A 25,512-nucleotide genomic window follows, 5' to 3' on the forward strand; every position below is an offset into this window, starting at 1 on the left:
AATGAAAAAAATCATATAATAAAAATTTCCTGTAAATGAACAACCAAATTCAACTGTCCGCTGAGTTTAAAAAGCAAGCCGTTAAGGCGGTTTCAGGCCTTGCACTTTTTGTGGTGGTGTATATCATCCTGCTTGTGCTGAGCATCACCTTCGGTGTTTTTTGTTTTTACGCTGCGTATTATGTCGTTACATCCATGGGTGGACTTCTTTCAATAGCGATAGGTATCGCACTTGCAGGATTAGGGCTGGCGATTATCATCTTCATGCTTAAATTTGCTTTTGTATCCAATCAAAACGACCAATCCCACTTGCTTCTTATTACCCGTGAAGATGAACCGGAGCTTTTCAAAATGATTGATGAGACCGCGGACCAGGTAGGAACGGATCGTCCAAAAAAAGTTTTTTTATCTTCAGAAGTTAATGCTTCCGTATTTTACGATTCCAGTTTTTGGAGCATGTTTCTGCCTGTCAAAAAGAACCTGACCATCGGCATTGGGTTGATAAACGCAGTCACTGCAGATGAATTGAAAAGCATCCTGGCTCACGAATTCGGACACTTTTCCCAACGATCAATGAAAGTTGGAAGTTATGTTTATAACGCTAACAAAATTATTTACAATCTTCTTTTTGACAATGATGTATATAATAAGACCTTGGAATCCTTCGGTAATATAGGTGGGATCTTTAGTATGGTCGTCTCTGCAGGATCATATATCGTAGTTGGTATCCAGTATGTGTTAAGAAAAATGTACCAGGTAGTAAACCTGGGATATATGGGACTGTCGAGGCAGATGGAGTTTCATGCCGACGCAATTGCTGTAAGCATCACAGGAAGTGATCCTTTGAAAAATGCTCTATGGCGGTTGCAGCTATCAGAATTTGCTTTTAACACTGTGCTGGATTATTACAATAGACGGATTCCGGACAACATTTTGTCGGCTAATATATACGGGAAACAGAAGCTGGTGACCGACTTTCAGGCGTCATTGTATCGCGTCGTTTGCAAAGGGGGATTCCCCCTGGTTTCTGAATTACAGGAAGCGAGGTTCAATAAATCCAAGCTGGAAGTTAATAATCAGTGGGCATCACACCCCTCAACTAAAGAACGTGTGGCGAAGATGGAAGCATTAGGGTTCAAAAGACCTGAGTATGATTTTACGCCGGCCAATGATTGCCTCAAGCGGGGAGCCTATTACCAGGAGTACTTTACCAGCATGATATTCGCCAACGTAGCATATACGGACGCGAAGCAATTTGAAACAACGGATGCATTTGCAGCAGGGTATAAAGATGAATATAAGCAAAACAGCTTCCCTGAAATTTACCATGATTATTATGATAATTATGACGTTCCGGTATTTGATGTTGCCGAAAAAAGCAGCGATGTTGATATCTCTTTAGGACAACTCTTTGCAGAAGATAAAGTAGAATGGGTGTATCAGCGATTGGGACTGCTAAATGATATTATGCTTTTGCAACAAATTAAAAATGGTGACTTTAAAGTGAAAACGTTTGATTATAATGGCATCCGGTACAAAAAGAAGGATGTTCCCGAATTGATCAACCAACTTGACGCAGAAAAAGAAAAGTTGAGTCAACTGCTGAAGGAAAACGATAAGCAAGTGTTTTCGTTTTTTTACAAGCACGCAGAAACAAAAGGCCTTGCAGACGAACTGATAAAGCGCTACAAGAATCTGTTTACTTACGATGCGAGCTATGAAAGAAGGGCGGAATTACCCAGGAAGGTGGAGGAAGCTCTACGGTTTACACAGACTTCAAATTCGGCCGATATCATAGAGTCGAATTTTGAAAACCTGAAGGAAGATGATGAGCGGTTGAAGGAAGAAATGAAAGTATTCCTAAGCGAAGATTTATACGCTCCTGCTATATCGTCGGAGATGCGGCAAAGTATGGAAGCTCACATTCACAACACTGAGGCTTATTTCGTGATAAAAAGTTATAACGAAGATGCCCTGCAAAAATTAAATGATGCCATTAATCATTATGCTTTTGCTTTAGGTCGAACTTATTTCTTTTTAAAAAAGGATCTTTTAGAGTTTCAAATGTCACTACTTTCTTCCGCAACGTAAAGGGTTTGATTAAGCAAAGCCGGTATCGATAAAAACAACTTATTTTATAGGAACAGCGCCAACGCTCCTGCCGCGCTCCAGCACCAGCTTCTGCGTCAGGCATTTTGGTAATTGCGTTTCGAAATGGCCTACATAAATGATCGTTACACCGTTTTTACTGATCTCATCCACCAGGTCGTTAAAATACTGCGTTTGCTGCTGATCTAATCCCTGGCAAGGTTCATCTAATACCAGCAATTGAGGGTTTTTGATGATCGTGCGGCCTAGCAAAGCCAGTCGCTGCCTGCCTAACGGAAGTGTGGTCAGCAGTTCATCTTTTACCTCAAAAAGATCGAGAAATCGCAACAGCTCTTCGAGTTGCTGTTTCTGTGCATAACGAAGCCGCTGGTATTGACCATTGGCGTCAAAAAAGCCGGAGGCAACACTTTCAGATACGGTAGCATTCGCATCAAAATACCAATGAAGCTCGGGGGAAATAAGCCCCATCCTCTTTTTAATGTCCCAGATACTTTCTCCGCCGCTGCCCCGTTGTACACCGAATAGCTGGATATCGTTGCCATATGCCTGCGGGTGGTCGCCGGTGATCAGGCTGAGTAAGGTAGACTTGCCGGAACCATTATGTCCTTGCAGCAGCCAACGCTCGCCGGCATTCACCTGCCAGTCAATGTTGATCAATACTTGTTTTTCATCATATCGTACGTTTACCTGATGCATGCTGATCAGGTTGTGCGAAGTGTATTCCGGCTTTGTTTGAAGAAAGGCGGGCAGTGGCCCCAGTACCTTTTTTGTGGCAGCCCTTTCAGATCTTCCTTCTACGAATTGCCCTGCCTGGATCGTGATGAAACGGTTGATGCAATCCGGTAATTCGGCATCGTTGCTGATCAGCAGCAAAGTGCCTCCTTTACCGGCGTACTCATCGAATAGCTGATTGAGGTGGGCACGTGACTTAGTGTCCAATCCGGTGTAAGGCTGATCAATAATCAGCAGTTGCGGACTGAGCCAAAGCGCTTTGATCAATTGCAGCTTCTTATGCTCGCCGCTGGAAATTTCGAATAGCTGTTCGTCTAAAACTTTTTTGTAGTCAAAGGTGGAAGTCAGGTTATCGAGTGTTTCCGGGTCTAATGCATGCTCTGCTCCAAACAATTCCAGTTCGCGTGCTACGGAAACAGTGTCCCGCCTTTGCTGATGATTATATCGTTGCTGGTAATAAAAATTGCGGTCGCCTTCGAGGTTGGCGAAGCGATACCAGTTCTCCACGAACAATACCTCTGCGGGTAGACTGCTCGCCGGATCAAAGGCGACGCTCAGCTGACCTGTATATTTAGCAAGCCCCGCGATCGCTTTACCAAACGTGGTTTTACCGCTGCCGCTTTCTCCTGACAGTACAAGATGTTCGCCATGATTGACGGTAAATGAAATAGAATGCAACACGGTCTTGAAGCCGTATTGAACGGATAATTCTTTTGCTTGAATGATATACATTGATAGAAAGTGCAGGATTTAAAAGACCTCACAGGTGATTATACCGGTGAGGTCTTAATGTAAGGTTCGCTTATATAGGATGAATCATATTCATCACTTGACGAGTGCGACGCAAGACTGATGCTATTTGTTACTCAGCCCGGACACTAAATAGATTACGCTGTTTTAATAGCTTTCATTGCAGTCATCGCCTTTCTCAGAACGGCGCCAACTTTTTCAACCTGGTGCGAACGGATCGCTTCATTCACCTCTACCAGTTCCTGGTTGTCTACTCCATTGTCTTTTCCTTCGTTGAAGTTTTTTCCAACCAGGTCAGTATCTACTGTTTTCATGAAATCGGCCAGCAATGGCTTACAAGCCTGATCGAACAGGTAGCAACCATATTCGGCTGTGTCAGAAATAACACGGTTCATTTCAAACAGTTTTTTACGAGCGATCGTGTTAGCGATCAACGGCGTTTCGTGTAAAGATTCGTAGTAGGCTGATTCAGGCTTGATACCCGCTTCTACCATTGTTTCGAAAGCCAGTTCCACACCCGCTTTCACGAAAGCAACCATCAATGTGTAATTGTCAAAATACTCCTGCTCGCTAATCTTCATATCGCCGGCAGGTGTTTTTTCAAATGCTGTTTCTCCGGTTTCAGCTCTCCATTTCAGCAGATTGGCGTCTCCGTTTGCCCAGTCTTCCATCATGATGCGGCTGAACTCACCACTCATAATATCATCCTGGTGTTTCTGGAACAACGGACGCATGATGGTTTTCAATTCTTCAGATACTTTAAACGCTTTGATTTTTGCGGGATTGCTTAAGCGATCCATCATACCGGTAACGCCGCCATGTTTTAAAGCTTCAGTAATCACTTCCACGCCGTATTGAACAAGTTTAGATGCATAGGCCGGATCGATTCCTTTCTCTATCATTTTGTCAAAAGACAGGATAGAACCGGTTTGTAACAGACCACAAAGAATGGTTTGTTCGCCCATCAGATCGGACTTTACTTCTGCTACGAACGAGGACCTTAAAACACCTGCACGGTGTCCACCGGTACCTACGCAATAAGCTTTTGCCTGATCGAAGCCTTTTCCTTCAGGATCATTCTCAGGGTGCACCGCGATCAGTGTAGGAACGCCAAAGCCGCGAACATACTCGGCGCGCACCTCGCTACCCGGACATTTGGGCGCCACCATGATCACGGTAATATCTTTACGGATCTGCATACCCTCTTCAACGATGTTAAACCCATGGGAGTAGGAAAGGGTAGAGCCTTGCTTCATCAGTGGCATTACAGCATTCACTACGCTGGTATGTTGTTTATCAGGAGTCAGGTTGATCACCAGGTCTGCTGTCGGGATCAACTCTTCGTAAGTGCCAACGGTGAAGTTGTTATCTGTAGCGTTTTTCCAGCTATCTCTTTTGGCTTCGATGGCTTCCTTGCGCAACGCATAAGAAATATCGAGGCCGCTGTCTCTCAAATTTAAACCCTGGTTCAGGCCCTGTGCGCCGCAACCAACGATTACTATTTTTTTACCTTTCAGAGCATCCACTCCGTCTGCGAACTCATCGTTACTCATAAATTCACAAACGCCTAATTGATTCAGCTTTTCTCTCAACGGTAGTGTGTTAAAATAATTTCCCATTGTTTTTTATTCTTGTTTAAATTGTTTTGTTGTTATGTAAGGGGTTAAAAAATCAGGTGGTTTGGACCAATCTTCTTTGCGCCATGGCGTAGCCATAATGCAAGGCGTCATGAGACTGGACCAACGCGATAGCATCTTCAATATTATTCAGCGTCACATTGAAACTGGTGGTGTAGCTGGTAAATGAGACGTTACTAAAAACGCCATTATTGAAATCGGTCTCAAGTTGATCGATATGGGGCTGAGCGATCTCCTTGAAGAAATCGATCTCAGATTGCGGGATGAACGCTTCAGGCTTGGATCCTTTTTTATACCGGTCGACAATGGGCGCATCGATATTCAGTTCCAGGCCGGACAAACGATAACAAAGCCCTTGTGTAGCCACAATGATATGTCCAAAGTTCCAGGCAATATTATTATTGAAACCTTCAGGTATTTTATTCAGCTGTTCAATGGTTAAGCCATTTACGAGCCCGATAAAATTGCTTCGTGTGATGTGTATTATGTCAAAATATTTTTTCATGCTCATCTGTCATCTTACATGGTGAATATTTTTTCACCTTTTTCTAAAAATTCATTTTCTATCACTTCTTCACCCGGTTCTTTATACTCAAACTCTTTCAGTCTTTTGTGGAAGCCCTCGCTTTCTTTCATGATCGCAACGCGACCACCGCGAACAAATTCTACCAAGCCGTATTCGCCTAACTTCTTAATCAATTCGTCGGTATCTTCTTTATGTCCGGTCGATTCAAAAACCGTAAAATCAGGTCTTACACAAACCACGCGGGCTCCGTACTTCCGGAGTATGCGCTCTACCACCATTTTTTCCGCCACTTCTTTTGTAGGTACTTTAAATAGGGCAAGTTCCTGCCAAACAATTTCCTCGTTGGTGTTGTAGAAAGCTCTTAATACTTCTACTTGTTTTTCGATTTGTTTGCAAAGCTTCTTCACCACCTCTTCCGTTTCGTCGATCAGGATATTGAAACGATGGATACCTTCTACTTCTGATGAGGAAGTGTTGAGGGAATCAATATTGATTTTTCTCCTTGAAAAAATGATGCAGATACGGGAAAGCAGACCGATATGGTCTTCTGCGTAAACGGTGATAGTATATTGCTGTTTCATTTGCCCTAACCCCTAAGGGGATTTTTTAATGATGAATTTTGTTTTGATAATGTTCTACAGTTGGAAATGGCTCATAAAAGTGGTGCAATAATTTTTTCCACTCCTGATATGGCTCACTTTGCTTAAAACCGATAGTATGATCTTCCAGTGATTCCCAGCGCACCAATAAAATATATTTATTCACTTCTTCCATGCACTTCAACAGTTCATGTTGTATATAACCTTTCATCGAACGGATGATGCTTTCAGCAATTGCGAAAGATTTTTCAAAGGCTTCCGACTGATTATTTTTAATATTTAATATGGCTATTTCTGTTATCACTGTGCTTATAACGTTATATCAACGATGTTTCGACCTATTATTTTTGTAAAATTTAATACACGTTCGGGGTGCATTGCAAAGTTGAGCGCTTTACCTGAACCTAAAGAACTTCCTTTTTAACTGCTATGATAATGCCTGTTGACCAGTTCATTTTCGTTAATGTCATATCAGGTCTTTTGTCTAACATACTGACAAAGTCGCTGACTCGCTCTGCGTGACCGTCGGGCCAGTTTGGCTGAGGCAACATATCGTCGATGAAATAGATGCCTCCCGGACGTAGCAATTCCAAAGTTTCCTCGAACAGGTCATATTTACCGGGCATGGCGTCGGCAAATATCAGGTCAAACAAGTCGCCGGAATAATCTTTCAACCATTGATATCCATCTGCTAAAACAAATGCCACCCGCTCGTCGACCAGGTTGTTTTTGGCAATGTTGAGCAGTAGCTGGTTGTTCTCGATGGTGACTAACCGAGACCTGTTGTCCATTCCTGCCAAAATCCATGAGGTGGACAAGCCGCTGCCTGTGCCGAGCTCAAGGATCTTTGCTCCTGGTCTGGACGCAGCAAGCGTACTTAGTAAGCTTCCGGTTTGCAAATCAGAAGCCATATCAAAGGCCAATGCTTTAGTGGCCTCTAATATAGCGTCGTACTGACCTGGAATTTTATGAAATATATTGTCTTGCAAAATGCGATTCAGAAGTGGGAAATTATTTTAACCTGATTTCGCTCACGCTGCAACCCTGCGGTACCATAGGAAATACGTTGTTTTCTTTTCCTACCATTACCTCCAGCAAATAGCTGCCATCATGATCTAGCATGGTTTTTAATGCTGATTTCAGATCTTCTCTTTTGTCGATCTTATTGCCTGCAATGCCGTAAGATTGTGCCAGCATCACGTAGTTTGGACTGGTAATATTTACAAAAGAATAGCGACGGTCATGGAACAGTTGCTGCCACTGACGTACCATTCCTAAAAACTCGTTGTTGAGAATCAGGATTTTTACCGCTGCGCCAAACTGCATGATGGTCCCCAGCTCCTGCAAGGTCATCTGGAAGCCGCCATCACCGATAATGGCTACCACTGTTCTGTCGGGTGCGCCGTATTTCGCACCGATAGCGGCGGGTAGACCAAAGCCCATGGTGCCCAACCCGCCGGAGGTTATGTTGGAACGGGTCTGGTTGAATTTGGCATAACGGCAGGCCACCATCTGGTGTTGTCCTACATCTGTTACAATAACAGCGTCGCCATTTGTTAATTCATTTAATGCCTTCATCACTTCAGCCATGCTCATCACGTCGCCTTCGGGGTTCATTTCTGGCTCAATGCACTGTTTGATCTCTTCTTCAGTATATTGTCTGAATTGATTGAGCCATTTAGTATGGTCCTTTTTTTCCAGCAATGCGGTAAGCATAGGAAGGGTTTCTTTACAATCTCCCCAAACGGCAACCGTTGTTTTCACGTTTTTATCAATCTCTGCGGGGTCAATATCCAGGTGAATTACCTGCGCCTGCTTAGCGTATTTGTCCAAACGACCCGTTACGCGGTCGTCGAAGCGCATGCCCACGGCGATCAATACGTCGCACTCATTGGTCAGAACGTTGGGGCCATAGTTTCCATGCATGCCCAACATGCCTACGCCCAGCGGATGATCGGAAGGTATAGCGCTGTCTCCCATGATGGTCCAGGCCGCGGGGAGATTCCCTTTTTCAATGAAAGCCGCAAATTCTTTTTCTGCTCCGCCGAGTATTACGCCCTGCCCAAAAACAACAAAAGGTTTTTCAGCTTTATTGATCAGTTCTGCTGCCTGATCGATGTATTCCTGGCGCACGATAGGCTTTGGCCGGTAGCTGCGCACATGCGTACATTTTTCATATCCGGGAAATTCAAATTGCTGCAGTTGCGCGTTCTTGGTGATGTCGATCAACACCGGACCGGGACGGCCGCTGCCGGCGATATAAAACGCCTTAGCCAATACGCTGGGTATTTCATTGGCATCCGTAATCTGGTAGTTCCATTTAGTAACCGGCGTTGTGATGTTGATCACGTCTGTTTCCTGGAAAGCGTCAGTTCCCAGGAGATGCGCAAACACTTGTCCGGTTATACACACCAGGGGTGTGGAGTCTATCTGGGCATCTGCCAGGCCCGTTACGAGGTTGGTGGCGCCAGGACCGCTGGTAGCGAATACCACACCGGTTTTACCGCTGGTGCGCGCATACCCTTGTCCGGCGTGGATACCGCCTTGTTCGTGACGAACTAAAATATGTTCTACTTTGTCTTTATAATCGTATAAGGCATCATAAATGGGCATGATCGCGCCGCCGGGGTAACCGAAAATCACTTCTGTGTTTTCAGCAAGCAGGCATTCGATCACTGCCTGGCTGCCCGAAATAGTTGTAGCCTTTGTTATCGGAGGGGGTGTTGTCTCTTTTTCTGCTTCTTTTTGTATTTCAAGAGTGTTCATAACTCGTATTTTTAGTTTGTCCGTGTATTATTTTTTGAAACCGATTCTTTCTCTTTCTTCCCATTTTCGCGCTGCGGCTTTTTCGTCTAACAAATTTTCCAGCGCGTCATAAATCTGATTGAGTTGTACATCATGCCCACTGACTCGTTCTTTCAATTCTTTCAACTGCTCTTTCAGGTCGGTTTGTTGTATCAGGATCCTTCGGGTTTCAACAAAAGCGCGCATGATAGCGATATTCATTTGAATGGCCCTGTCACTGTTGAGCACGCCACTTAGCATGGCTACACCCTGTTCAGTAAATGCGTAAGGGATGGCGGTTAAAGGCCTTTTGGATGTCGTCACCATTTGTGATGACATGCCTGTATTTGATTGATTTTCAGTGTCTTCTATGTATGTCGTCACAGATTGTGACCTCAAATCGGCCCATTCCTGGCGGGTAAGCCGAAACATAAAGTCTTTAGGAAAACGTTTAATGTTTCTTTTTACAGCCTGATTAAAAACCCGTGTTTCGACTTCGTACAAGGCGGCCAGATCAAAGTCCAATATCACGCGTTCTCCTCTGAATTCGTAAATACGATTTTGTATGGATTGAATTACTTGCATTTGAAGTAGGTCTGTTATTGATCTGTCACACAACCTTCGGAAGCGTCTTTAACCAGCTTGGCGTATTTATACAACACCCCGTTTTTTACTTTCAGCTCAGGCTGTGCCCAGCCGGCGCGGCGTTTAGCGATCTCTTCGTCCGATACTTTGAGTGTCAATGTATTGTTTACCGCGTCAATTTCGATGATATCATCATCCTGAACAAAGCCGATCAGCCCGCCTTCATACGCTTCGGGTGTAATGTGTCCCACTACGAAACCGTGCGTCCCTCCGCTGAATCTTCCGTCGGTGATCAGGGCTACACTTTTACCTAAACCCGCACCGATAATGGCGCCGGTAGGTTTCAGCATTTCGGGCATACCGGGCGCCCCTTTGGGCCCTTCGTTTTTAATGACTACGACATCTCCGGCTTTTACCTTGCCCTCGGCCAGACCGGCAATCAATTTTTTCTCTCCGTCAAATACGCGGGCAGTGCCTTCAAAACGTTCCCCTTCCTTTCCACTAATCTTTGCCACGCTGCCTTTCTCGGCCAGGTTCCCGTATAAGATTTGCAGGTGACCGGTCTTCTTAATAGGCTGTTCCAATGGATATACAATGTCCTGCGTTTCGAAATCCAGATCAGGCACTGCTTCCAGGTTTTCCGCGATGGTCTTACCCGTTACCGTCAGGCAACTGCCGTCGATCAGGCCATTCTTCAGCAGGTATTTCATCACCGCAGGGACGCCGCCCTTCTTATGCAGATCTTCCATCAGGTATTTACCGCTTGGTTTAAAATCCGCTAATACCGGTACTTTATTACTGATCGTCTGAAAATCATCCTGGGTTAGCGGAATGCCCGCTGTACGAGCCATTGCAAGCAGGTGCAGTACCGCATTGGTGCTACCCCCCAACACCATAATAACTGTAATAGCATTTTCAAAAGCCTGGCGCGTCATGATATCGCTGGGCTTAATATCTTTTTCCATCAGCAGGCGAATCGCCTGGCCTGCGGCTTTACATTCGTTTATTTTTTCTTCACTGAGCGCCGGATTACTGCTTGAATAGGGGAGGCTCATGCCCATAGCTTCGATAGCTGCGGCCATGGTATTGGCCGTGTACATACCCCCGCACGCACCTGCTCCGGGACAACTGTTTTTTACTACGCCTTTAAAATCAGCCTCGTCTAACTGACCTGCTATTTTTTTTCCTAATGCTTCAAATGCTGAAACGATATTGAGATCTTCACCTTTGTAGTGGCCGGGGGCAATGGTGCCGCCGTATACCATGATGGAAGGGCGGTTCAAACGAGCCATAGCCATAATGGACCCGGGCATATTTTTATCACAACCGGGAACAGTGATCAGTGCATCGTAGTATTGTGCACCGCAAACGGTTTCGATAGAATCAGCGATCACGTCGCGGCTTACCAGTGAATAACGCATACCGTCGGTACCGTTGCTCATCCCGTCGCTAACCCCGATGGTATTGAATATAAAACCGACCAGATCATTTTCCCATACCGAACTTTTTACATGTGCTGCCAATCCATTCAGGTGCATATTGCACGGATTTCCATCGTAACCCATGCTGGCGATGCCGACCTGGGCTTTATCAAGGTCGGCCTCTGTCAGCCCCAATGCATACAATTGTGCCTGGGCAGCGGGCTGTGTTGGATCCTGAGTTAAAGTCTTCGAGTATTTGTTTAATTCGGTCATAAAAAATATAGTTATTCGAGTGGTTATTTACATTCAATTATTCGAGCGTAGCAAATATTATTTTATTATTTTCATTAGTAACAGGCGGGCTTTAAAAAATAATTGTAAAAAATCTTCATTATTCGCCTCTTACCCTCTCATCTATTTCAAGCATACTGTGTATCGTTCGACGGATCCTCATTTGTGACGAAGTCGTTTCCAGATGCTGCAGTCGGCACTCCTGCATCAGGTAGTGCAGGGGACTCAGCCGCAACGAGTTAATCATTTCGCATGTAATTTCCTTGAGAAGCATCAACAACATCTTTAGTCCCTGATGAAAACTCAATGCGTTGATCTCTGGAATTATTGTTGAGCTTAATGAACTTTTTCCGCCATCTCCTTCAGATCGCTGTCCTGCACCTCTTTCTTTGCATCTGCTACATTCAGGAACTGCTGGTATAATACATCCACCTGATTGCGGTCAAACTCATAACCCAGGTTTTTAAAACGGTAAGCCAATGCGCTGCGGCCACTGCGCGCGGTAAGTACGATCCGGGAAGTGTCGGCGCCTACTTCTTCAGGGGCAATGATTTCGTAGGTGGTGGCCTCTTTCAAAAAGCCGTCCTGGTGGATTCCCGAAGAATGAGAAAACGCATTGTCACCGACGACGGCCTTGTTCGGCTGCACCACCATGCGCATCGTATCTGAGACCAGTCGACTGATGGGCAATAATTTACTCGTGTCGATATTAGTAAACAGATTGAGCTCCGGATGCTTTTTAATGATCATCGCTACTTCTTCCAGAGAAGTATTTCCTGCGCGCTCGCCAATACCATTGATGGTGCACTCAATTTGTCTGGCACCACCCATCGCGCCTGCAATAGAATTAGCAGTGGCAAGACCTAAGTCGTTATGGCAATGGCAAGATAGAATCGCCTTGTCTATGTTGGGAACATTGTTGATCAGGTATTGCATCTTCTCCTGGTATTGATGAGGCAGGCAGAAGCCGGTAGTGTCCGGAACGTTTACTACGGTAGCGCCCGCATTGATCACCGCTTCCGTAAGCTGTGCCAGGAATTGCAGATCCGCACGCCCGGCATCTTCGGCATAGAACTCCACGTCCGGAACCAGGTTGCGCGCCAGCTTCACTGCTGCCACGGCCCGCTCTATAATATTCTCTCTTGTGGTGTTGAACTTATACTTGATGTGATTGTCGGAAGAGCCGATACCTGTATGGATCCGCGGTTTAACTGCTGGTTTAAGCGCTTCGGCCGCCACCTCGATATCTTTCTGTACCGCCCGGGTCAATCCGGTAACAGTGGCATTTTTAATTACTTTGGAAATTTCATTAACAGACGCGAAGTCGCCGGGACTCGAAACAGGGAAGCCCGCCTCGATAATATCTACGCCCAAAGCCTCCAGCTCAAGAGCGAGTTTTATTTTTTCTTCGGTATTGAGTTTACAACCGGGTACCTGCTCTCCGTCTCTCAGAGTAGTGTCAAAAATGAAAACTTTGTCTTGTGCCATAATATGAATCGTTGTATTGAAAAATAATCAGTAAAATCCGTTAATAAAAATAAACATTACTATCTTGTGTACGAAACTATATTGCAAGCCGTTTTACAGCATATAAATTTTGAAATCACTTTACATAATATTGAAAATCAATATATAGTATATACTTAAATTACAATGCCCAGTAGAAGTACAGATGCGCTTTTTCAATTGATCAAATCGCTCGAGAAGTCGGAGAAGAGAAATCTGAAGCTGTTTGTGAACCGTAATTCGGGGTCCGAAAGTCTCAAAAGCCTCAAGTTGTTTGATGCTTTGGACAAAATGAACGAGTACGATGAAGTGGTTTTGCTGAAAAAAGTGCCGAGTGTCAGTAAACAACAACTGTCCAACACCAAGGCTCTATTGTACCGGCAAATACTCAGCAGCCTGCGTGTGTTGAAGGATGAAAAGAACACAGATCTGCATTTACATGAGATGCTGGATAATGCCCGTATACTCTACAACAAAGGCCTTTATCATCAAACCCTGAAGATCCTGGAACGGATCAAGGAATATGCTCGGACGCACCACCAGCTCACCTATTTGCAGCAGGCGCTCTTCTTTGAAAAAAAGATCGAAGCGCTGTATATAACCCGGAGCTTGCAGACCCGCGCAGTGGAGCTGGCAGCGGAGGCACGGGAGGTAAATAATAGCATCAACAATATCAACGAACTCTCCAATCTCAACTTGTTACTGTACGGCTGGTACATTCAGAACGGGCATGCGCGCAATCAAAATGACGTGAAGACTGTTCAGGTGTTTTTAGATCAGCATCTGCCCAAAAGTATCGGTGATAGCTTTTATGAAAAAGTGTACCTGTACCAGTGTAACGTTTGGCATGCCTATATCAAGCTGGATTTCCTGATGTACTACCGGTATTGCCAGAAATGGGTCGATATTTTCGAGCAACACCCAAAGATGATCGAGACAGAGACCGCTATGTACGTCAAAGGAATGCACAATTTGATGAGCGCTCATTTTAATCTGCTGAACCACGATAAACTGGCGCAGAGTATCAAGAAGTTCAAGCACTTCGCGCAATCGGATCTGGTGCAGGGTACAGACAATAATCGTATTGTAACCTATGTTTACCTGTATACCGCAGTGATCAATCTTCACTTCCTGGAAGGTACTTTTCATAAAGGCCTGAAGATGGTGCCCTACCTCGAGGAAATGCTGGTGAAATACGGTAAGTACCTGGACCGGCACCGGGTGATGGTGTTCTATTACAAAATAGCCTGCCTGTATTTCGGAAGTGGAGATAATGACCGGGCCATTGACTACCTCAACCGGATCATTCATCAGAAAGACGACCTGCGTACGGACCTGCAATGCTATTCCCGGCTGCTGCACCTGATCGCTCATTATGAGCTTGGCAATTATAACCTCCTGGAATACCTGATCAAATCCGTGTATCGATACATGGCGAAAATGGACAACCTGAGCAAGGTGGAAGAAGCGATGTTCCAGTTTTTACGGCGCGCTTTCAAGTTCAATGAAAAAACCATCAAACCGGAATTTGAAAAGCTCCTTCATAAGCTGAAAAAATACCAGGACAATCGCTTCGAGGCCAGGGCCTTTGCCTATCTTGATGTGATCAGCTGGCTGGAAAGCAAGATCAGCGGAATCAACGTGCAGGATGTGATCAGGCAGAAATATTTGAGGGAAAAAAGGGGAAAATGATAATTAATGTAACTTTATTTTATGGAAAACTTACAAAAATATATTTCAATTGATCCGGAAATTCGTTTCGGTAAACCTTGTATCACCGGCACAAGAATTACTGTTTCAGACATTTTACAATGGCTGGCTGATGGAATGACGATCAACCAAATTATCGAGGATTTTCCGGTGCTTGATGAAATGCAAATCCGAGCTGCATTAGCGTTTGCAGCTCGTAGAGAGTCCATTACTAAAATGGTAGCAGCATAATTATGACTCTACTTTTTGATGAAAATGTTTCATGGAGATTATGTGATAGACTTAAAAACGATTTTCCGGACTGTAGACATGTGAGGGATGTTGCGTTGCCTAAACCGGCAAAAGACAAAGATATCTGGGAGTATGCATTGCAGCAGAATTACATCATTGTAACGAACGATGAAGACTTTTTAAATCTTTCCAATGTAAAAGGTTTCCCACCTAAGGTTGTGCTTTTGAGAACAGGGAACCAATCCACCTCTTACTTAGAAAGTATATTAATTGCTCATAAAGGCGATATTTTGGCATTACTGGGTTCAAATGAATATGGCATACTTGAGCTGTTTTAAAGTCGGCTAAATCAAACTGTAAATCCTATCTTTGTAACCTAACATGAAATTTGCTATTTCAAATATATCTGTTCTGAGCTGGCGTTGGCGCGGCTAATTCTTTGCCATGTTCATGGCGTTCCGTTTTCTTATCTTTACACCCCTAAAATTTATTGAATACAATGCAGGCGACTTATAAAGAGCCCGATGAGTTGGGTTACTATGGTGAATTTGGTGGCGCATACATCCCGGAAATGTTATACCGCAATGTCGAAGAGTTGCGCTCCAGCTACCTGGATATCATCAACAGCGAATCATTTCAGAAAGAGTACCGGTTTCTGCTGAAAGATTACGCAGGGCGCGAAACACCGCTCTATTACGCAGCACGCTTATCCGATAAATACCAGACCAATATTTACCTGAAGCGGGAAGATCTTTGTCATACCGGAGCTCATAAAGTGAACAACACGATCGGGCAGATACTGGTTGCAGAGCGGTTGGGCAAAAAGCGCATCATTGCCGAAACTGGCGCTGGCCAGCATGGGGTAGCTACCGCTACCGTGTGTGCTTTGAAAGGACTGCAATGTATTGTGTACATGGGTGAAAAAGATATTGAGCGACAGGCACCCAACGTGGCCAGGATGAAAATGCTGGGCGCAACGGTGGTGCCGGCAACAAGCGGCAGCAAAACGCTGAAAGACGCTACCAATGAGGCTATCCGCGATTGGATCAACCATCCGGAGAATACCTTCTACATTATAGGAAGTGTGGTGGGGCCGCATCCTTACCCGGATATGGTTACCCGTTTTCAGAGCGTCATCAGCAAAGAGATCCGCTCGCAATTAAAAGAAAAAACCGGGTCGGAGCTGCCGAAAGCCGTGATTGCCTGCGTGGGTGGTGGCAGTAATGCTGCCGGAACATTTTATCATTTTCTCGACGAGCCATCTGTAGATATCATTGCTGTTGAAGCAGCGGGATGTGGTGTCTCATCGGGCATGAGTGCTGCTACTACACAACTAGGTAAACCGGGTATTCTGCATGGTAGCAAGAGCTATGTGATGCAGACTGCAGACGGCCAGGTTGTAGAGCCACACAGCATTTCAGCCGGGTTGGATTACCCGGGCATCGGACCGATTCATGCGAACCTGTTTGCCACCGGCCGCGGTACTTTTTTAAGCGCGACCGACAAGGAAGCCTTAGAAGCTTCGTTCGAGCTGGCCAAGCTGGAAGGCATTATCCCGGCATTAGAAAGTGCGCATGCATTGGCCGCCCTGAAGCAGATGAAGTTTGCGAAAGAGGATAACGTTGTGATCTGCCTGAGCGGCCGCGGTGATAAAGACATGGAAACGTATATGAAAGAATTGAATAAAAAATAAGGATGAGCAGACTAAGCGATATTTTTAGTCCGGCAGCTACCGGATCCGGAAAAAAAATACTTAACATTTATTGTACGGCGGGTTATCCAAAGCTAGACAGCACATTGCCTGTCATGAAAGCCCTTGAGGAAAGCGGTGCGGATATCATCGAGCTCGGGATGCCTTACAGCGATCCTTTGGCCGATGGCGAAACGATCCAGAAAAGCAGCTCCATCGCGCTGGAGAACGGCATGAATATGCACGTGCTTTTTGAGCAATTGAAAGACATGCGCAAAAGCCCTTCCCTCGGAGGGGTGGGGGAGGCGATTCCTGTTGTGTTGATGGGCTATATGAACCCGGTGCTTCAATATGGTTTTGAAAAATTTTGTGAAGATGCCGCCAGTGTGGGTATCGATGGTTTAATACTTCCCGACCTTCCGCAGCATGAATTTGAGCAAAAGTATCGATCGGTATTAGAAAAATACCAGCTGGACTTTATCTTCCTGGTAACCCCTGAAACTTCGGAAGAGCGGATCAGGAAGCTGGATGAATTAAGCAGTGGTTTTCTCTACGCGGTTTCTTCTTCTTCCACAACCGGTGGTGAGAAAGATTTTGACGCGGTGGAGCGGTATCTTCAGCGATTGCAGGGGTATCAACTCAAAAATCCCGTATTGGTCGGTTTTGGCATTAAAGATAAAAAAACGTTCAACGATGCGTGTAAGTATGCCGATGGCGCTATTATCGGATCGGCCTACATCAAGATTATCCAGCATGCGCAATCACCCGAGGTGATTACCAAAAGTTTTATACAAAATATTCTTAATTAACAAATCACTGCCTGCGCCGGCGTTTATTTTTGCAACCGGCCGGCTGCGGACTTCGTCTTAGTGGCCCACCCGAATCAATCTGCCTTTGTAAAGTGGCTTTTCAGGATTGTTGGGGTGGCTCCTGTACGGCAATACAAGGAGCGTCTGTTTTTAATTCGTAAATATCCTTAATGAATCGTATTATTTTTTCAGCAGCCGTATTGCTGCTTTCTTTATCCGCCGCAGCTCAAAAGTTAACACTTACGGGGAGTATAACAGGGTTGCCCGACGGTACTGATGTCGTTCTTACCGATCTCGAAAATCCGGGTGCTCCTTTAGCTTCCGCAAAGTCCAGTTCTGGTAATTTTAAATTGTCTACACAACTGGAGGCGGCGTCATTGCTGGGTTTGGGCGTGGGTGACAGTATCAAAACGGCGGTTTTTTTGGGCAACGAAACAGTATCTGTAAAAGGTGCGATCGATCAAAAAGCTGATGACTGGAAATATACGGGGTCGGCGATACAGGATCATTTCACTACGTTTCAAAACACTTTTGTGCCCAAGTTTGCGCAGTTGAACCAATTGGTACAACAGTTACAAGCGGGTAACGGTAGCGAGGAGCTAAGAAATAAGCTAAACGAAAAGGTCGCCGATATCCAGCAATCTGTAGATGATTTTATTGCTGCAAACCCTGCTTCGCCGGTCAGCACTTTAGCGGTTCTCTCCACTATCAGTCTCACAGAAGATGTTGATGTGTTGGAGAAAAGAGCCAATAGTCTGAAGCCTGCTGCGTTGAGCAATGTGTTTGGCGGGCAATTAAAACAGGCGATCGTCAATGCGAAATTTAATTCGGTCGGAAGTGTGGCGCTCGATTTTTCTCAGGCGGATACCTCAGGTAAGCAAGTGTCGCTTACGCAGTTTCGCGGAAAATATGTGCTGGTTGATTTTTGGGCCAGCTGGTGCGGACCCTGCCGCAAAGAGAACCACTTTTTAGTAAAGACCTACAATAAATATAAAGACCAGAACTTCACCGTTCTCGGCGTTTCCCTGGATGAAGACAAAGAAGATTGGTTGCGGGCCATTGCCAAAGATGAATTGACATGGACGCAGGTTAGCGACTTGAAAGGATGGGAAAACGAAGTGGCCATGAAATACAAGATCACTTCTATTCCCCGCAATCTTTTAATCGGTCCCGACGGAACCATTATCGCAAAGGATCTCCGCGGTGATGACCTGGACAACAAGCTCGCCGAACTGCTCGGTGCCAAGTAATTACTTCAGTTTTTATCAGCTTAGACTTCTTCGATAATAGAAGCGCCTTTTGACCGGTCGCCAGACGTCCATTCCCAGGTTTCGTGCAGGCGGATCTTCCCGTTGGGCAATAATTCGGGGATGGATTGACAGATGCCGGTCATCAAAACCCCTTTGGTATTTACCTGGTGATAGCGCATATCAATCACGCCTTTTTCGTCCACCAACCCGATAAGGTGTCCTGATTGTATTGCTCCGCCGCTATAAGTAGAGGTCAGAATGTTCCCCGTTTGCTGGTATTCAAACACCGTATCCGCGGAGATTTCGCCGTTTTCTGTATTGCTTACCGGCCTGAATGTTTTACCGTTGTAGTTGATCATGATCCAAATTTAGCACCGATATGCCTCAGGTTCATGAAATTTATTTAGATTCGTGAATACTGATCGGGAACATCGGTTTAAGACCGGCTATTAATTTATCCTGCGAGGCAATAACTATGTCAATAAAACTCAGGCTTACCCTTTTAAGCTTTTTTCAGTTTTTTATCTGGGGTTCGTGGCTCATCACTATCGGTGCTTACTGGTTCCAAACGCGACAGTGGAGCGGTACCGAGTTTGGTGCCATTTTTTCCACCATGGGCTTTTCCGCCATTTTTATGCCGACGGTCATGGGACTGATCGCAGACCGGTTCGTCAATGCAGAGCGGCTGTTAGGGTTTTGTCATTTAATGGGTGCTTTAGTGTTATTCTTAATACCGGCCGTCAATAGCCCCGGCACTATGTTCGTGGTCATGTTCATCAACATGATCTTTTATATGCCCAGTATTTCACTGGCCAACACGGTGTCCTACTCGGCTCTCAAAGGCTCAGGCCGCGACGTGATCAAAGATTTCCCCCCGATCAGGGTATGGGGCACTATTGGATTTATCGCAGCAATGTGGACGGTCAGTCTCCTGCAATTAGAAAAATCAGCCGGGCAGTTCTATGTTGCGGCAGTGGCATCGTTGGTATTAGGCCTTTATGCTTTCACACTGCCCAGGTGCACGCCGCCACTGAAAGGCGCCGGTAATAAAGAAGCCGGTCTGCGTATGGGTAGTGCTGCTTTTTCCCTGTTCCGGAACCGCAAGATGGCTTTATTCTTCGTTTTTTCCATGTTATTGGGCGCTGCCCTGCAATTGACGAATGCCTACGGCGATACCTTTCTCCACGATTTTGCCAAAATACCCGCCTATAAAGACACCATTGCCGTTAAGTATCCGGCCATCATCATGTCCATTTCCCAGATTTCAGAGACGCTTTTTATATTGGCCATTCCTTTTATGTTGCGCCGTTTTGGCATTAAGAAAGTTATGCTGTTCAGCATGATCGCCTGGGTGTTGCGCTTTGGCCTTTTCGCTTACGGTAATCCTGCCGACGGTCTTTGGATGATCATCCTGTCCTGTATTATTTACGGGATGGCCTTCGACTTTTTCAATATTTCAGGTTCGCTGTTTGTCGAGACGGAAAGCAGCGAGTCTATCCGCGCGAGCGCCCAGGGAATTTTTATGATGATGACAAACGGCATTGGTGCCGTATTGGGCAGCATGATCAGCGGAGTTGTGATCGATCAATTTTTTACAGGAGAGGGCGGTGCCAAGAACTGGGAAGGCATCTGGCTGGCCTTTGCAGGATACGCTTTGGTCGTAGCTATTGCTTTCGCTTTGTTTTTCAGGCATAAGCATCAGCCGGAGCGTCTCAGGTCTATCGCGCATTAAGCCATTTCATATAGCTGTTTTGGCAGGAGCCACGTTGTATTGACATTTTCTTCACAACAAAATGTCACAATTGCTGTTATTTAGTTCTAGGACCTAAATTTGTTGTTCACTTAGCAAATAATTATAAACTTTTTAAACTATCTAATAATGGCAAAAGAATTTAACGACGCGAACTTCCAGGCCGAAGTTTTGGATTCCGACAAATTAACTGTAGTAGACTTCTGGGCGGAGTGGTGTGGTCCTTGCCGTGCTATAGGTCCGGTAATCGAAGAGCTTTCCAAAGAATACGAAGGAAAGGTGAATATCGGAAAAGTGAATGTAGATGTAAATCCCCAGGTGTCTATGGACTACGGTATTACTTCTATCCCTGCGATTTTATTCATCAAAGGTGGTCAGGTAGTTGATAAATTAGTGGGTGCGCAGCCTAAAGGCAATTTTGTGAAAAAGATCGAATCACACCTGAACTAAGTTTTTGGTTTTGTTTTATTGTTTTTAGGAACCCCGCTTGTGCGGGGTTTTTAATTGACTTGTTTTCTTGCAGATTCTTATGGGTTTCGATCCTGCTTTTCCATATAGGGTGCATAACATTTTTTATTTTTATGTGATTTTTTACCGCAGAGTGAGAAGTTGTTGAACCTTTTGAATATTATTCAGCAGAACATTTCAAAATAATATCCTCATTGAAAGCGAACCGAAGCGCCCGCCCGTGCCGGGACGGACGGGAAGAAATCCAACCTAACCCGGTCTGACGGTCTCCGTCTGACCGTTTCTGTACGCAAGCACCAATCCAATCATCGGATCAGAAAGCGCTACCAGCGCCAGGAATTAGTGCGGGACTGCTGAAGCCATAAAGACCGCCATGAAATATCGCTCTTATTGTCACACATGATCCGGCTCCATCCCTTTCCCATCATGAAAAAAGTTGAAACAACGCCCAGGATAAAAATGTTATGCACCCTCCATATAGTCAGATGTAATTTTTGACTAAATTTCATGTAAGTGTGAGAAGCGAAGTTGTAAGATCAAAGTGGAAAGACGCATCAACTTTAAAAAAGTATCACGATGAGGACAGATGAAACTACTACGAGTATTATCGATGGGTATGTTGAACTATTAGATCATCTCAGCACAGATAACAAGCTCAATTTGATTGCAAGGTTGACCGATTTGGTAAAGGCTGATCTAACGAGCAAAGGGTCGTCCTTCAAAAAATCTTTTGGAGCTTTTGAATCAGGAAAAACGGCGGAAGAAATTAGCGGTGAAATCCGCAATAGCAGAGTATCCAACCGAGAAACTGAGGCGTTTTGAGCAGCTACTTGATCGATACCAATATTGCCATTTATTATATGAAAGGCAAATTCAATCTGAAAGAAAAGTTTGCCCGGGTCACGTCTGCCAGTTGTTTTATATCTGAGATAACTTTAGACGAGCTAAAACTGGGAGTGGCAAAAAGTGAGAAGTCGGAAAAAAACAAAACAGTGCTCGATAACTTTTTATCCGGTGTTCAAATACTACCTGTTTTTCATGCATTAGACCTATACGCAAAGGAAAAGGCCAGGTTACAAAAGGCAGGTACGCCCATTGATGATTTTCAATCTATTAATCGGCGTGACCGCTATAACGCATGGATTGACAATGGTTACCAATAATGTCAGTCATTTTCGACGTATCGAGGGACTTCAACCGGAAGATTGGACAGTATCTTAACAAAGCTTGACAATAAAAATAATTAACCTCATCTCCACAACAAACTGCCATCGCCGTAGCTCAAAAAGCGAAAATCATTTTCCAGCGCATAGCCATAGATGGTCCGCCAGTCTTCGCCCACCAGGGCCGCCACTAACAACAACAGGGTAGAGGAGGGTTGATGAAAATTCGTCACCAGTCCATCGATCATCTGAAACTCATAGCCCGGCGCGATAATGATTTGTGTTTTAGCAACGAGTCTGTGAACCTGCTGGTGCGCAAGAAAGTCGAGAACCGCTTGTAATGCTTGTTGTTTCGAAGGAAGCGATGTCTGTTCGTAGATCTCCCACTGGTCCAACACGGGTAGCCGGCCTTCGAAAACAGCAGGGTTGTCTACCAGCTTTACGCCCAGCCAGTAAAGGCTCTCCAGCGTACGCAGCGAAGTCGTGCCGACCGCCACCAAGGGGCCTTCATGCTGCATCAGCTGATCGATCAGCGCGCTGTCCACCTCAATAAATTCCGAATGCATTTCATGATCCTGCATCGTTTCCGCCTTAACCGGCTTAAACGTCCCAGCTCCGACATGCAAGGTCACAAAACCTGTATTCACGCCCTTTTTATCAAGCGATGACAAGACTTCTTTAGTAAAATGAAGGCCCGCAGTCGGCGCAGCCACTGAGCCATCGAATGCTGCAAACACCGTCTGGTAGCGGTCTTTGTCTGCAGCGTCATCCGCGCGTTTGATATAAGGCGGCAACGGTACATGCCCGGCGCTGTGCAACACTTCAGCAAAGCTGCCGCCGCCATCCCAGGTAAACTCCACTACGAAGGCGTCTGCTCTTTTTTCAATCAGTCGCGCCCGGAGTGTGCAGGAAGTTTCGTTCATTTGAAACGGCAGGCTGAGCACCAGGCCGTCCTTCCATTTCGACGCACCACCTATGAGGCACAACCACTCCACCGAACCGGTCGAGTGCATTGCAGCCGTGATGTCAGCATAACGCTCATGAGGCTGGAGACAAAAGATCTCGATGACACCGCCTGTTTCTTTTTTAAACAAGAGCCGGGCTTCCACCACTTTGGTGTTATTGAAAATCATCAGCGCGTCGGCAGGAATATGATCCGTAATATTCCGGTAAATATCTGTCTGTATTAGCCTTTCCTTAAAAACCAATAGCCTGGCATCGTCGCGGTGATCCAGCGGCCTGAAAGCGATCCTCGATTCAGGCAGGTCATAAGTGAAATGTTTTATTGAGAGTTCCCTGGGGTGCATTTAAACTGATTAAATAACGACTCGGGCCCGAAAGGCCAGGAGATTTACAAAGGCAGCAAAATTCAGCATTTTTAACAGCTTATACAAGCATTCGCTTGCAAATTCACGCTTTTTAAGGAATATTCACGTTTTACGCACAGTAATTCACATTAAATCCACATTAATACTTGGGGTTAGACCATGAAAAATCGACAGAATCCAATGTGGTAAAGGGTTTCAGCGGTTTTTAATTTGTGGATAAATCAAAAACAGCAAAATTTGGTATTAAAGTGGGAAAAAGTGTTACTTTGTGTTAGTTTAGTGCATTAAATAATATTTTACGGATTATGACAGGTTTCCTCGGAGAGTTTGAGGCCACGGTTGACGCCAAAGGCCGCTTTCTTTTACCGGCTGGTTTTAAAAAGCAGCTGGCAGAGGGAGATGGGGAAAAGTTTGTCATAAATCGCGGTTTTGAAAAGTGTTTGAGTTTGTACCCGTTGAGCTCCTGGGAGCCCATCGCCGAGAAAATAAATGCATTAAATGATTTTGATCCAAAGGTACGGCAGTTTAAGCGCTACTTTTTAAATGGCGCCACGCTGGTGGAGCCGGATAGTGCAGGCCGTCTCTTGCTGCCCCCAACACTGAAAGAATATGCTTCGCTTCAAAAAGACATCGTGTTGGTGCCGGCAGGCAATAAGATGGAGATCTGGGATAGCGGTAAATACAAAGAGTTCTTTGAAGCATTCTCCCCCGAATCGTTTAGCGACCTCGCCAGCCTGGTGATGGGCGCCGGTTAGTTGAAAGTTTAAATGTAAAAGTTGAAAGGGTATGGCCAAGAAAAAGAAGGAAATACAACATCACGATTCCTTGTCCACTCATCAGCAGGATCATTTATCCACCGAAACCGGGTATCATGTCCCTGTGCTGCTCAACGAGACCATCGAGGCGCTACACATCAAACCCGATGGTATATATGTCGATTGCACATTCGGAGGGGGAGGCCATTCAGCAGCTATTTTAAGCCGGTTGAATGAAAAAGGTCGCTTATATGCATTTGATCAGGACGGTGACGCCAGGAATAATGTACCGGATGATGCTCGGGTGGTCTTTATCCAGCAAAACTTCCGGCATCTACAGCGCTTTCTGCGGCTGGAGCAGGTGGCAAAAGTAGATGGTATTCTGGCCGATCTGGGGGTGAGCAGTCACCAGTTCGACGAAGCCGACCGCGGTTTCAGTACCCGGTTCAACGCCGATATGGACATGCGGATGGATCAGCGACAGCCGGTAACCGCGTTCGATGTCGTGCGGCAATATTCAGAAGCTCAGTTACACAAGTTATTTGAACAGTATGGAGAAGTGACCAATTCAAAAACGCTCGCTAAGACGATTGTTTCGATCCGGAATTCCGTATCGCTCAAAACGATCGACGGATTTAAAAATGGTCTGCGGGACGTAGTAAAGGGCAACCCCAATAAGTATTTCGCCCAGGTTTTCCAGGCCTTAAGAATGGAGGTGAATGAAGAGATGACGGTGCTGAAAGAAATGTTAGAGCAGTCAGTGAATTTGCTTCAGCCCGGCGGAAGATTAGCGGTCATTACGTTTCATTCTATAGAAGACCGGCTGGTAAAGCATTTTCTTAAAGAAGGCACTTTTGAAGAGCAGGTTGATAATCCCTTTACCACTGATAAAAGAGAAGCGGTGTTCAGGGTGATCACCAAAAAGCCAATAGTAGCGGGCGCTGAAGAGTTAAAAAAGAACACAAGATCGCGAAGCGCCAAGCTGAGAGTAGCAGAAAAGATATAACAAGCAATAATAAACCATATATCCGCAATGACGCAGGAAAAACAAGTAAAAGTGAATTGGAAAAAATGGCTGAACTACCAGTCCATTGTAAGACAGGTGCCATTCCTGTTCTTCCTGGCTTTTCTTGCTGTGATATACATCTACAATGGTCACACCGCTGACAAGACCGTCAGGAAAATCAACGCGATGGCAAAAGAAGTGAAAGAATTGCAGTGGGAATACAAAAGCCTCAAAAGCGAAGTCATGTTTCGCAGTAAACCGAGCGAATTGTCCAGAGCGTTACAACCGCTGGGTCTGAGCGAACTGAATGAAACACCTTATGTACTGAAGGATTCGCTCGAGGATTACATAGCAAACGTGCAGTAAATACGATTAGTTAATTGAAATTTTTAAATAACCTTCCCCTCATCAGA

Annotated in this window: 26 protein-coding genes; 14 read left to right on the top strand and 12 right to left on the bottom strand. The window is 45.2% G+C overall.

Annotated elements, in window-relative coordinates:
- Nucleotides 1–35: 35 nt before the first annotated feature.
- On the top strand, nt 36–2,090 hold the full coding sequence (locus ACU37H_RS14890; RefSeq protein ID WP_472706281.1) for a M48 family metalloprotease: 2,055 nt from the start codon (nt 36–38) through the stop codon (nt 2,088–2,090).
- Nucleotides 2,091–2,129: 39 nt separating this feature from the next.
- Here the strand turns inward: ACU37H_RS14890 and ACU37H_RS14895 are convergent, their stop codons facing one another.
- The 10 genes from ACU37H_RS14895 to ACU37H_RS14940 form a co-directional block, all read right to left on the bottom strand.
- Complete coding sequence (locus ACU37H_RS14895; RefSeq protein ID WP_472706279.1) at nt 2,130–3,572, bottom strand: ATP-binding cassette domain-containing protein; 1,443 nt, start codon at nt 3,570–3,572, stop codon at nt 2,130–2,132.
- Nucleotides 3,573–3,727: 155 nt separating this feature from the next.
- On the bottom strand, nt 3,728–5,209 hold the full coding sequence (gene ilvC / locus ACU37H_RS14900) for a ketol-acid reductoisomerase (protein ID WP_472706277.1): 1,482 nt from the start codon (nt 5,207–5,209) through the stop codon (nt 3,728–3,730).
- 52 nt (nt 5,210–5,261) lie between these two features.
- Nucleotides 5,262–5,732 (bottom strand): DinB family protein, encoded by a 471-nt coding sequence (locus tag ACU37H_RS14905; RefSeq protein ID WP_472706275.1) that lies wholly within the window; start codon nt 5,730–5,732, stop codon nt 5,262–5,264.
- Nucleotides 5,733–5,746: 14 nt separating this feature from the next.
- Nucleotides 5,747–6,334, bottom strand: a complete 588-nt coding sequence (ilvN, locus tag ACU37H_RS14910) for an acetolactate synthase small subunit (RefSeq protein ID WP_472706273.1) — start codon at nt 6,332–6,334, stop codon at nt 5,747–5,749.
- 25 nt (nt 6,335–6,359) lie between these two features.
- Complete coding sequence (locus ACU37H_RS14915) at nt 6,360–6,656, bottom strand: antibiotic biosynthesis monooxygenase family protein (RefSeq protein WP_472706271.1); 297 nt, start codon at nt 6,654–6,656, stop codon at nt 6,360–6,362.
- Nucleotides 6,657–6,756: 100 nt separating this feature from the next.
- A complete protein-coding gene (locus tag ACU37H_RS14920; protein WP_472706269.1) occupies nt 6,757–7,263 on the bottom strand; it encodes an O-methyltransferase in 507 nt (168 codons plus the stop codon).
- A gap of 100 nt (nt 7,264–7,363) precedes the next feature.
- A complete protein-coding gene (ilvB, locus tag ACU37H_RS14925; protein WP_472706268.1) occupies nt 7,364–9,118 on the bottom strand; it encodes a biosynthetic-type acetolactate synthase large subunit in 1,755 nt (584 codons plus the stop codon).
- 27 nt (nt 9,119–9,145) lie between these two features.
- Nucleotides 9,146–9,721 carry an ORF6N domain-containing protein gene (locus ACU37H_RS14930; protein WP_472706266.1) on the bottom strand — a complete coding sequence of 192 codons (576 nt, stop codon included), beginning with the start codon at nt 9,719–9,721 and terminating at the stop codon, nt 9,146–9,148.
- A 14-nt stretch (nt 9,722–9,735) separates the two neighbouring features.
- Nucleotides 9,736–11,415 (bottom strand): dihydroxy-acid dehydratase, encoded by a 1,680-nt coding sequence (ilvD, locus tag ACU37H_RS14935; protein WP_472706264.1) that lies wholly within the window; start codon nt 11,413–11,415, stop codon nt 9,736–9,738.
- Nucleotides 11,416–11,769: 354 nt separating this feature from the next.
- Complete coding sequence (locus ACU37H_RS14940) at nt 11,770–12,921, bottom strand: 2-isopropylmalate synthase (protein ID WP_472706262.1); 1,152 nt, start codon at nt 12,919–12,921, stop codon at nt 11,770–11,772.
- Between the two features lie 165 nt (nt 12,922–13,086).
- Between ACU37H_RS14940 and ACU37H_RS14945 the strand changes: the two genes are divergently transcribed.
- From ACU37H_RS14945 to ACU37H_RS14970, 6 genes are all read left to right on the top strand, one after another.
- The gene (locus tag ACU37H_RS14945; protein ID WP_472706260.1) at nt 13,087–14,631 is read left to right on the top strand and encodes a hypothetical protein; all 1,545 of its coding nucleotides are present in this window, start codon (nt 13,087–13,089) and stop codon (nt 14,629–14,631) included.
- A 21-nt stretch (nt 14,632–14,652) separates the two neighbouring features.
- The gene (locus ACU37H_RS14950; RefSeq protein WP_472706258.1) at nt 14,653–14,880 is read left to right on the top strand and encodes a DUF433 domain-containing protein; all 228 of its coding nucleotides are present in this window, start codon (nt 14,653–14,655) and stop codon (nt 14,878–14,880) included.
- 2 nt (nt 14,881–14,882) lie between these two features.
- Entirely contained in the window at nt 14,883–15,218 is a 336-nt protein-coding gene (locus tag ACU37H_RS14955; RefSeq protein WP_472706256.1) for a DUF5615 family PIN-like protein, read from the top strand.
- A gap of 161 nt (nt 15,219–15,379) precedes the next feature.
- A complete protein-coding gene (gene trpB / locus ACU37H_RS14960; protein ID WP_472706254.1) occupies nt 15,380–16,573 on the top strand; it encodes a tryptophan synthase subunit beta in 1,194 nt (397 codons plus the stop codon).
- 2 nt (nt 16,574–16,575) lie between these two features.
- Nucleotides 16,576–17,379, top strand: coding sequence for a tryptophan synthase subunit alpha (trpA, locus tag ACU37H_RS14965; protein ID WP_472706252.1), 804 nt, complete (start codon nt 16,576–16,578; stop codon nt 17,377–17,379).
- 170 nt (nt 17,380–17,549) lie between these two features.
- Entirely contained in the window at nt 17,550–18,629 is a 1,080-nt protein-coding gene (locus tag ACU37H_RS14970) for a redoxin domain-containing protein (RefSeq protein WP_472706250.1), read from the top strand.
- 20 nt (nt 18,630–18,649) lie between these two features.
- Here ACU37H_RS14970 and ACU37H_RS14975 read toward each other — a convergent pair whose 3' ends face one another.
- A complete protein-coding gene (locus ACU37H_RS14975) occupies nt 18,650–18,988 on the bottom strand; it encodes an avidin-fold protein (RefSeq protein ID WP_472706248.1) in 339 nt (112 codons plus the stop codon).
- A 116-nt stretch (nt 18,989–19,104) separates the two neighbouring features.
- On the opposite strand from ACU37H_RS14975, the gene ACU37H_RS14980 reads away from it, so the two are divergent.
- From ACU37H_RS14980 to ACU37H_RS14995, 4 genes are all read left to right on the top strand, one after another.
- The gene (locus tag ACU37H_RS14980; protein WP_472706246.1) at nt 19,105–20,361 is read left to right on the top strand and encodes a nucleoside permease; all 1,257 of its coding nucleotides are present in this window, start codon (nt 19,105–19,107) and stop codon (nt 20,359–20,361) included.
- A 147-nt stretch (nt 20,362–20,508) separates the two neighbouring features.
- Entirely contained in the window at nt 20,509–20,829 is a 321-nt protein-coding gene (gene trxA, locus ACU37H_RS14985; protein ID WP_472706245.1) for a thioredoxin, read from the top strand.
- A gap of 594 nt (nt 20,830–21,423) precedes the next feature.
- Nucleotides 21,424–21,669 (top strand): biotin/lipoyl attachment domain-containing protein, encoded by a 246-nt coding sequence (locus ACU37H_RS14990; RefSeq protein ID WP_472706243.1) that lies wholly within the window; start codon nt 21,424–21,426, stop codon nt 21,667–21,669.
- Nucleotides 21,666–22,010 carry a PIN domain-containing protein gene (locus ACU37H_RS14995; protein WP_472706242.1) on the top strand — a complete coding sequence of 115 codons (345 nt, stop codon included), beginning with the start codon at nt 21,666–21,668 and terminating at the stop codon, nt 22,008–22,010. The genes ACU37H_RS14990 and ACU37H_RS14995 overlap by 4 nt, the downstream gene beginning before the upstream one ends.
- Before the next feature lie 86 nt (nt 22,011–22,096).
- Here ACU37H_RS14995 and ACU37H_RS15000 read toward each other — a convergent pair whose 3' ends face one another.
- A complete protein-coding gene (locus tag ACU37H_RS15000; protein WP_472706240.1) occupies nt 22,097–23,317 on the bottom strand; it encodes an S-adenosylmethionine:tRNA ribosyltransferase-isomerase in 1,221 nt (406 codons plus the stop codon).
- A gap of 326 nt (nt 23,318–23,643) precedes the next feature.
- Between ACU37H_RS15000 and mraZ the strand changes: the two genes are divergently transcribed.
- From mraZ to ACU37H_RS15015, 3 genes are read left to right on the top strand one after another with little or no spacing between them, the layout of a single operon-like run.
- Nucleotides 23,644–24,093: a division/cell wall cluster transcriptional repressor MraZ gene (gene mraZ / locus ACU37H_RS15005; protein WP_472706238.1), complete on the top strand. Its 450-nt coding sequence runs from the start codon at nt 23,644–23,646 to the stop codon at nt 24,091–24,093.
- Nucleotides 24,094–24,124: 31 nt separating this feature from the next.
- Nucleotides 24,125–25,099 carry a 16S rRNA (cytosine(1402)-N(4))-methyltransferase RsmH gene (rsmH, locus tag ACU37H_RS15010; RefSeq protein WP_472706236.1) on the top strand — a complete coding sequence of 325 codons (975 nt, stop codon included), beginning with the start codon at nt 24,125–24,127 and terminating at the stop codon, nt 25,097–25,099.
- 51 nt (nt 25,100–25,150) lie between these two features.
- Entirely contained in the window at nt 25,151–25,465 is a 315-nt protein-coding gene (locus tag ACU37H_RS15015) for an FtsL-like putative cell division protein (protein WP_494407559.1), read from the top strand.
- Nucleotides 25,466–25,512 lie beyond the last annotated feature (47 nt).

The sequence above is a fragment of the Niabella sp. ZPM-14 genome, assembly GCF_055693045.2.

What these genes read in the sequence shown, in the direction of transcription:
- ACU37H_RS14920 (WP_472706269.1), bottom strand. Translation starts at nt 7,263, where the DNA reads ATGGCTTCTGATTTGCAAACCGGAAGCTTACTAAGTACGCTTGCTGCG.
- trpA (WP_472706252.1), top strand. Translation starts at nt 16,576, where the DNA reads ATGAGCAGACTAAGCGATATTTTTAGTCCGGCAGCTACCGGATCCGGA.
- ACU37H_RS14945 (WP_472706260.1), top strand. Translation starts at nt 13,087, where the DNA reads ATGCCCAGTAGAAGTACAGATGCGCTTTTTCAATTGATCAAATCGCTC.
- ACU37H_RS14890 (WP_472706281.1), top strand. Translation starts at nt 36, where the DNA reads ATGAACAACCAAATTCAACTGTCCGCTGAGTTTAAAAAGCAAGCCGTT.
- ACU37H_RS14970 (WP_472706250.1), top strand. Translation starts at nt 17,550, where the DNA reads ATGAATCGTATTATTTTTTCAGCAGCCGTATTGCTGCTTTCTTTATCC.
- mraZ (WP_472706238.1), top strand. Translation starts at nt 23,644, where the DNA reads ATGACAGGTTTCCTCGGAGAGTTTGAGGCCACGGTTGACGCCAAAGGC.
- ACU37H_RS14950 (WP_472706258.1), top strand. Translation starts at nt 14,653, where the DNA reads ATGGAAAACTTACAAAAATATATTTCAATTGATCCGGAAATTCGTTTC.
- ACU37H_RS14955 (WP_472706256.1), top strand. Translation starts at nt 14,883, where the DNA reads ATGACTCTACTTTTTGATGAAAATGTTTCATGGAGATTATGTGATAGA.
- rsmH (WP_472706236.1), top strand. Translation starts at nt 24,125, where the DNA reads ATGGCCAAGAAAAAGAAGGAAATACAACATCACGATTCCTTGTCCACT.
- ACU37H_RS14940 (WP_472706262.1), bottom strand. Translation starts at nt 12,921, where the DNA reads ATGGCACAAGACAAAGTTTTCATTTTTGACACTACTCTGAGAGACGGA.
- ACU37H_RS14905 (WP_472706275.1), bottom strand. Translation starts at nt 5,732, where the DNA reads ATGAAAAAATATTTTGACATAATACACATCACACGAAGCAATTTTATC.
- ilvN (WP_472706273.1), bottom strand. Translation starts at nt 6,334, where the DNA reads ATGAAACAGCAATATACTATCACCGTTTACGCAGAAGACCATATCGGT.
- trxA (WP_472706245.1), top strand. Translation starts at nt 20,509, where the DNA reads ATGGCAAAAGAATTTAACGACGCGAACTTCCAGGCCGAAGTTTTGGAT.
- ilvD (WP_472706264.1), bottom strand. Translation starts at nt 11,415, where the DNA reads ATGACCGAATTAAACAAATACTCGAAGACTTTAACTCAGGATCCAACA.
- ACU37H_RS14975 (WP_472706248.1), bottom strand. Translation starts at nt 18,988, where the DNA reads ATGATCAACTACAACGGTAAAACATTCAGGCCGGTAAGCAATACAGAA.
- ACU37H_RS14930 (WP_472706266.1), bottom strand. Translation starts at nt 9,721, where the DNA reads ATGCAAGTAATTCAATCCATACAAAATCGTATTTACGAATTCAGAGGA.
- ACU37H_RS14990 (WP_472706243.1), top strand. Translation starts at nt 21,424, where the DNA reads ATGAGGACAGATGAAACTACTACGAGTATTATCGATGGGTATGTTGAA.
- trpB (WP_472706254.1), top strand. Translation starts at nt 15,380, where the DNA reads ATGCAGGCGACTTATAAAGAGCCCGATGAGTTGGGTTACTATGGTGAA.
- ilvC (WP_472706277.1), bottom strand. Translation starts at nt 5,209, where the DNA reads ATGGGAAATTATTTTAACACACTACCGTTGAGAGAAAAGCTGAATCAA.
- ACU37H_RS14895 (WP_472706279.1), bottom strand. Translation starts at nt 3,572, where the DNA reads ATGTATATCATTCAAGCAAAAGAATTATCCGTTCAATACGGCTTCAAG.
- ilvB (WP_472706268.1), bottom strand. Translation starts at nt 9,118, where the DNA reads ATGAACACTCTTGAAATACAAAAAGAAGCAGAAAAAGAGACAACACCC.
- ACU37H_RS15000 (WP_472706240.1), bottom strand. Translation starts at nt 23,317, where the DNA reads ATGCACCCCAGGGAACTCTCAATAAAACATTTCACTTATGACCTGCCT.
- ACU37H_RS14980 (WP_472706246.1), top strand. Translation starts at nt 19,105, where the DNA reads ATGTCAATAAAACTCAGGCTTACCCTTTTAAGCTTTTTTCAGTTTTTT.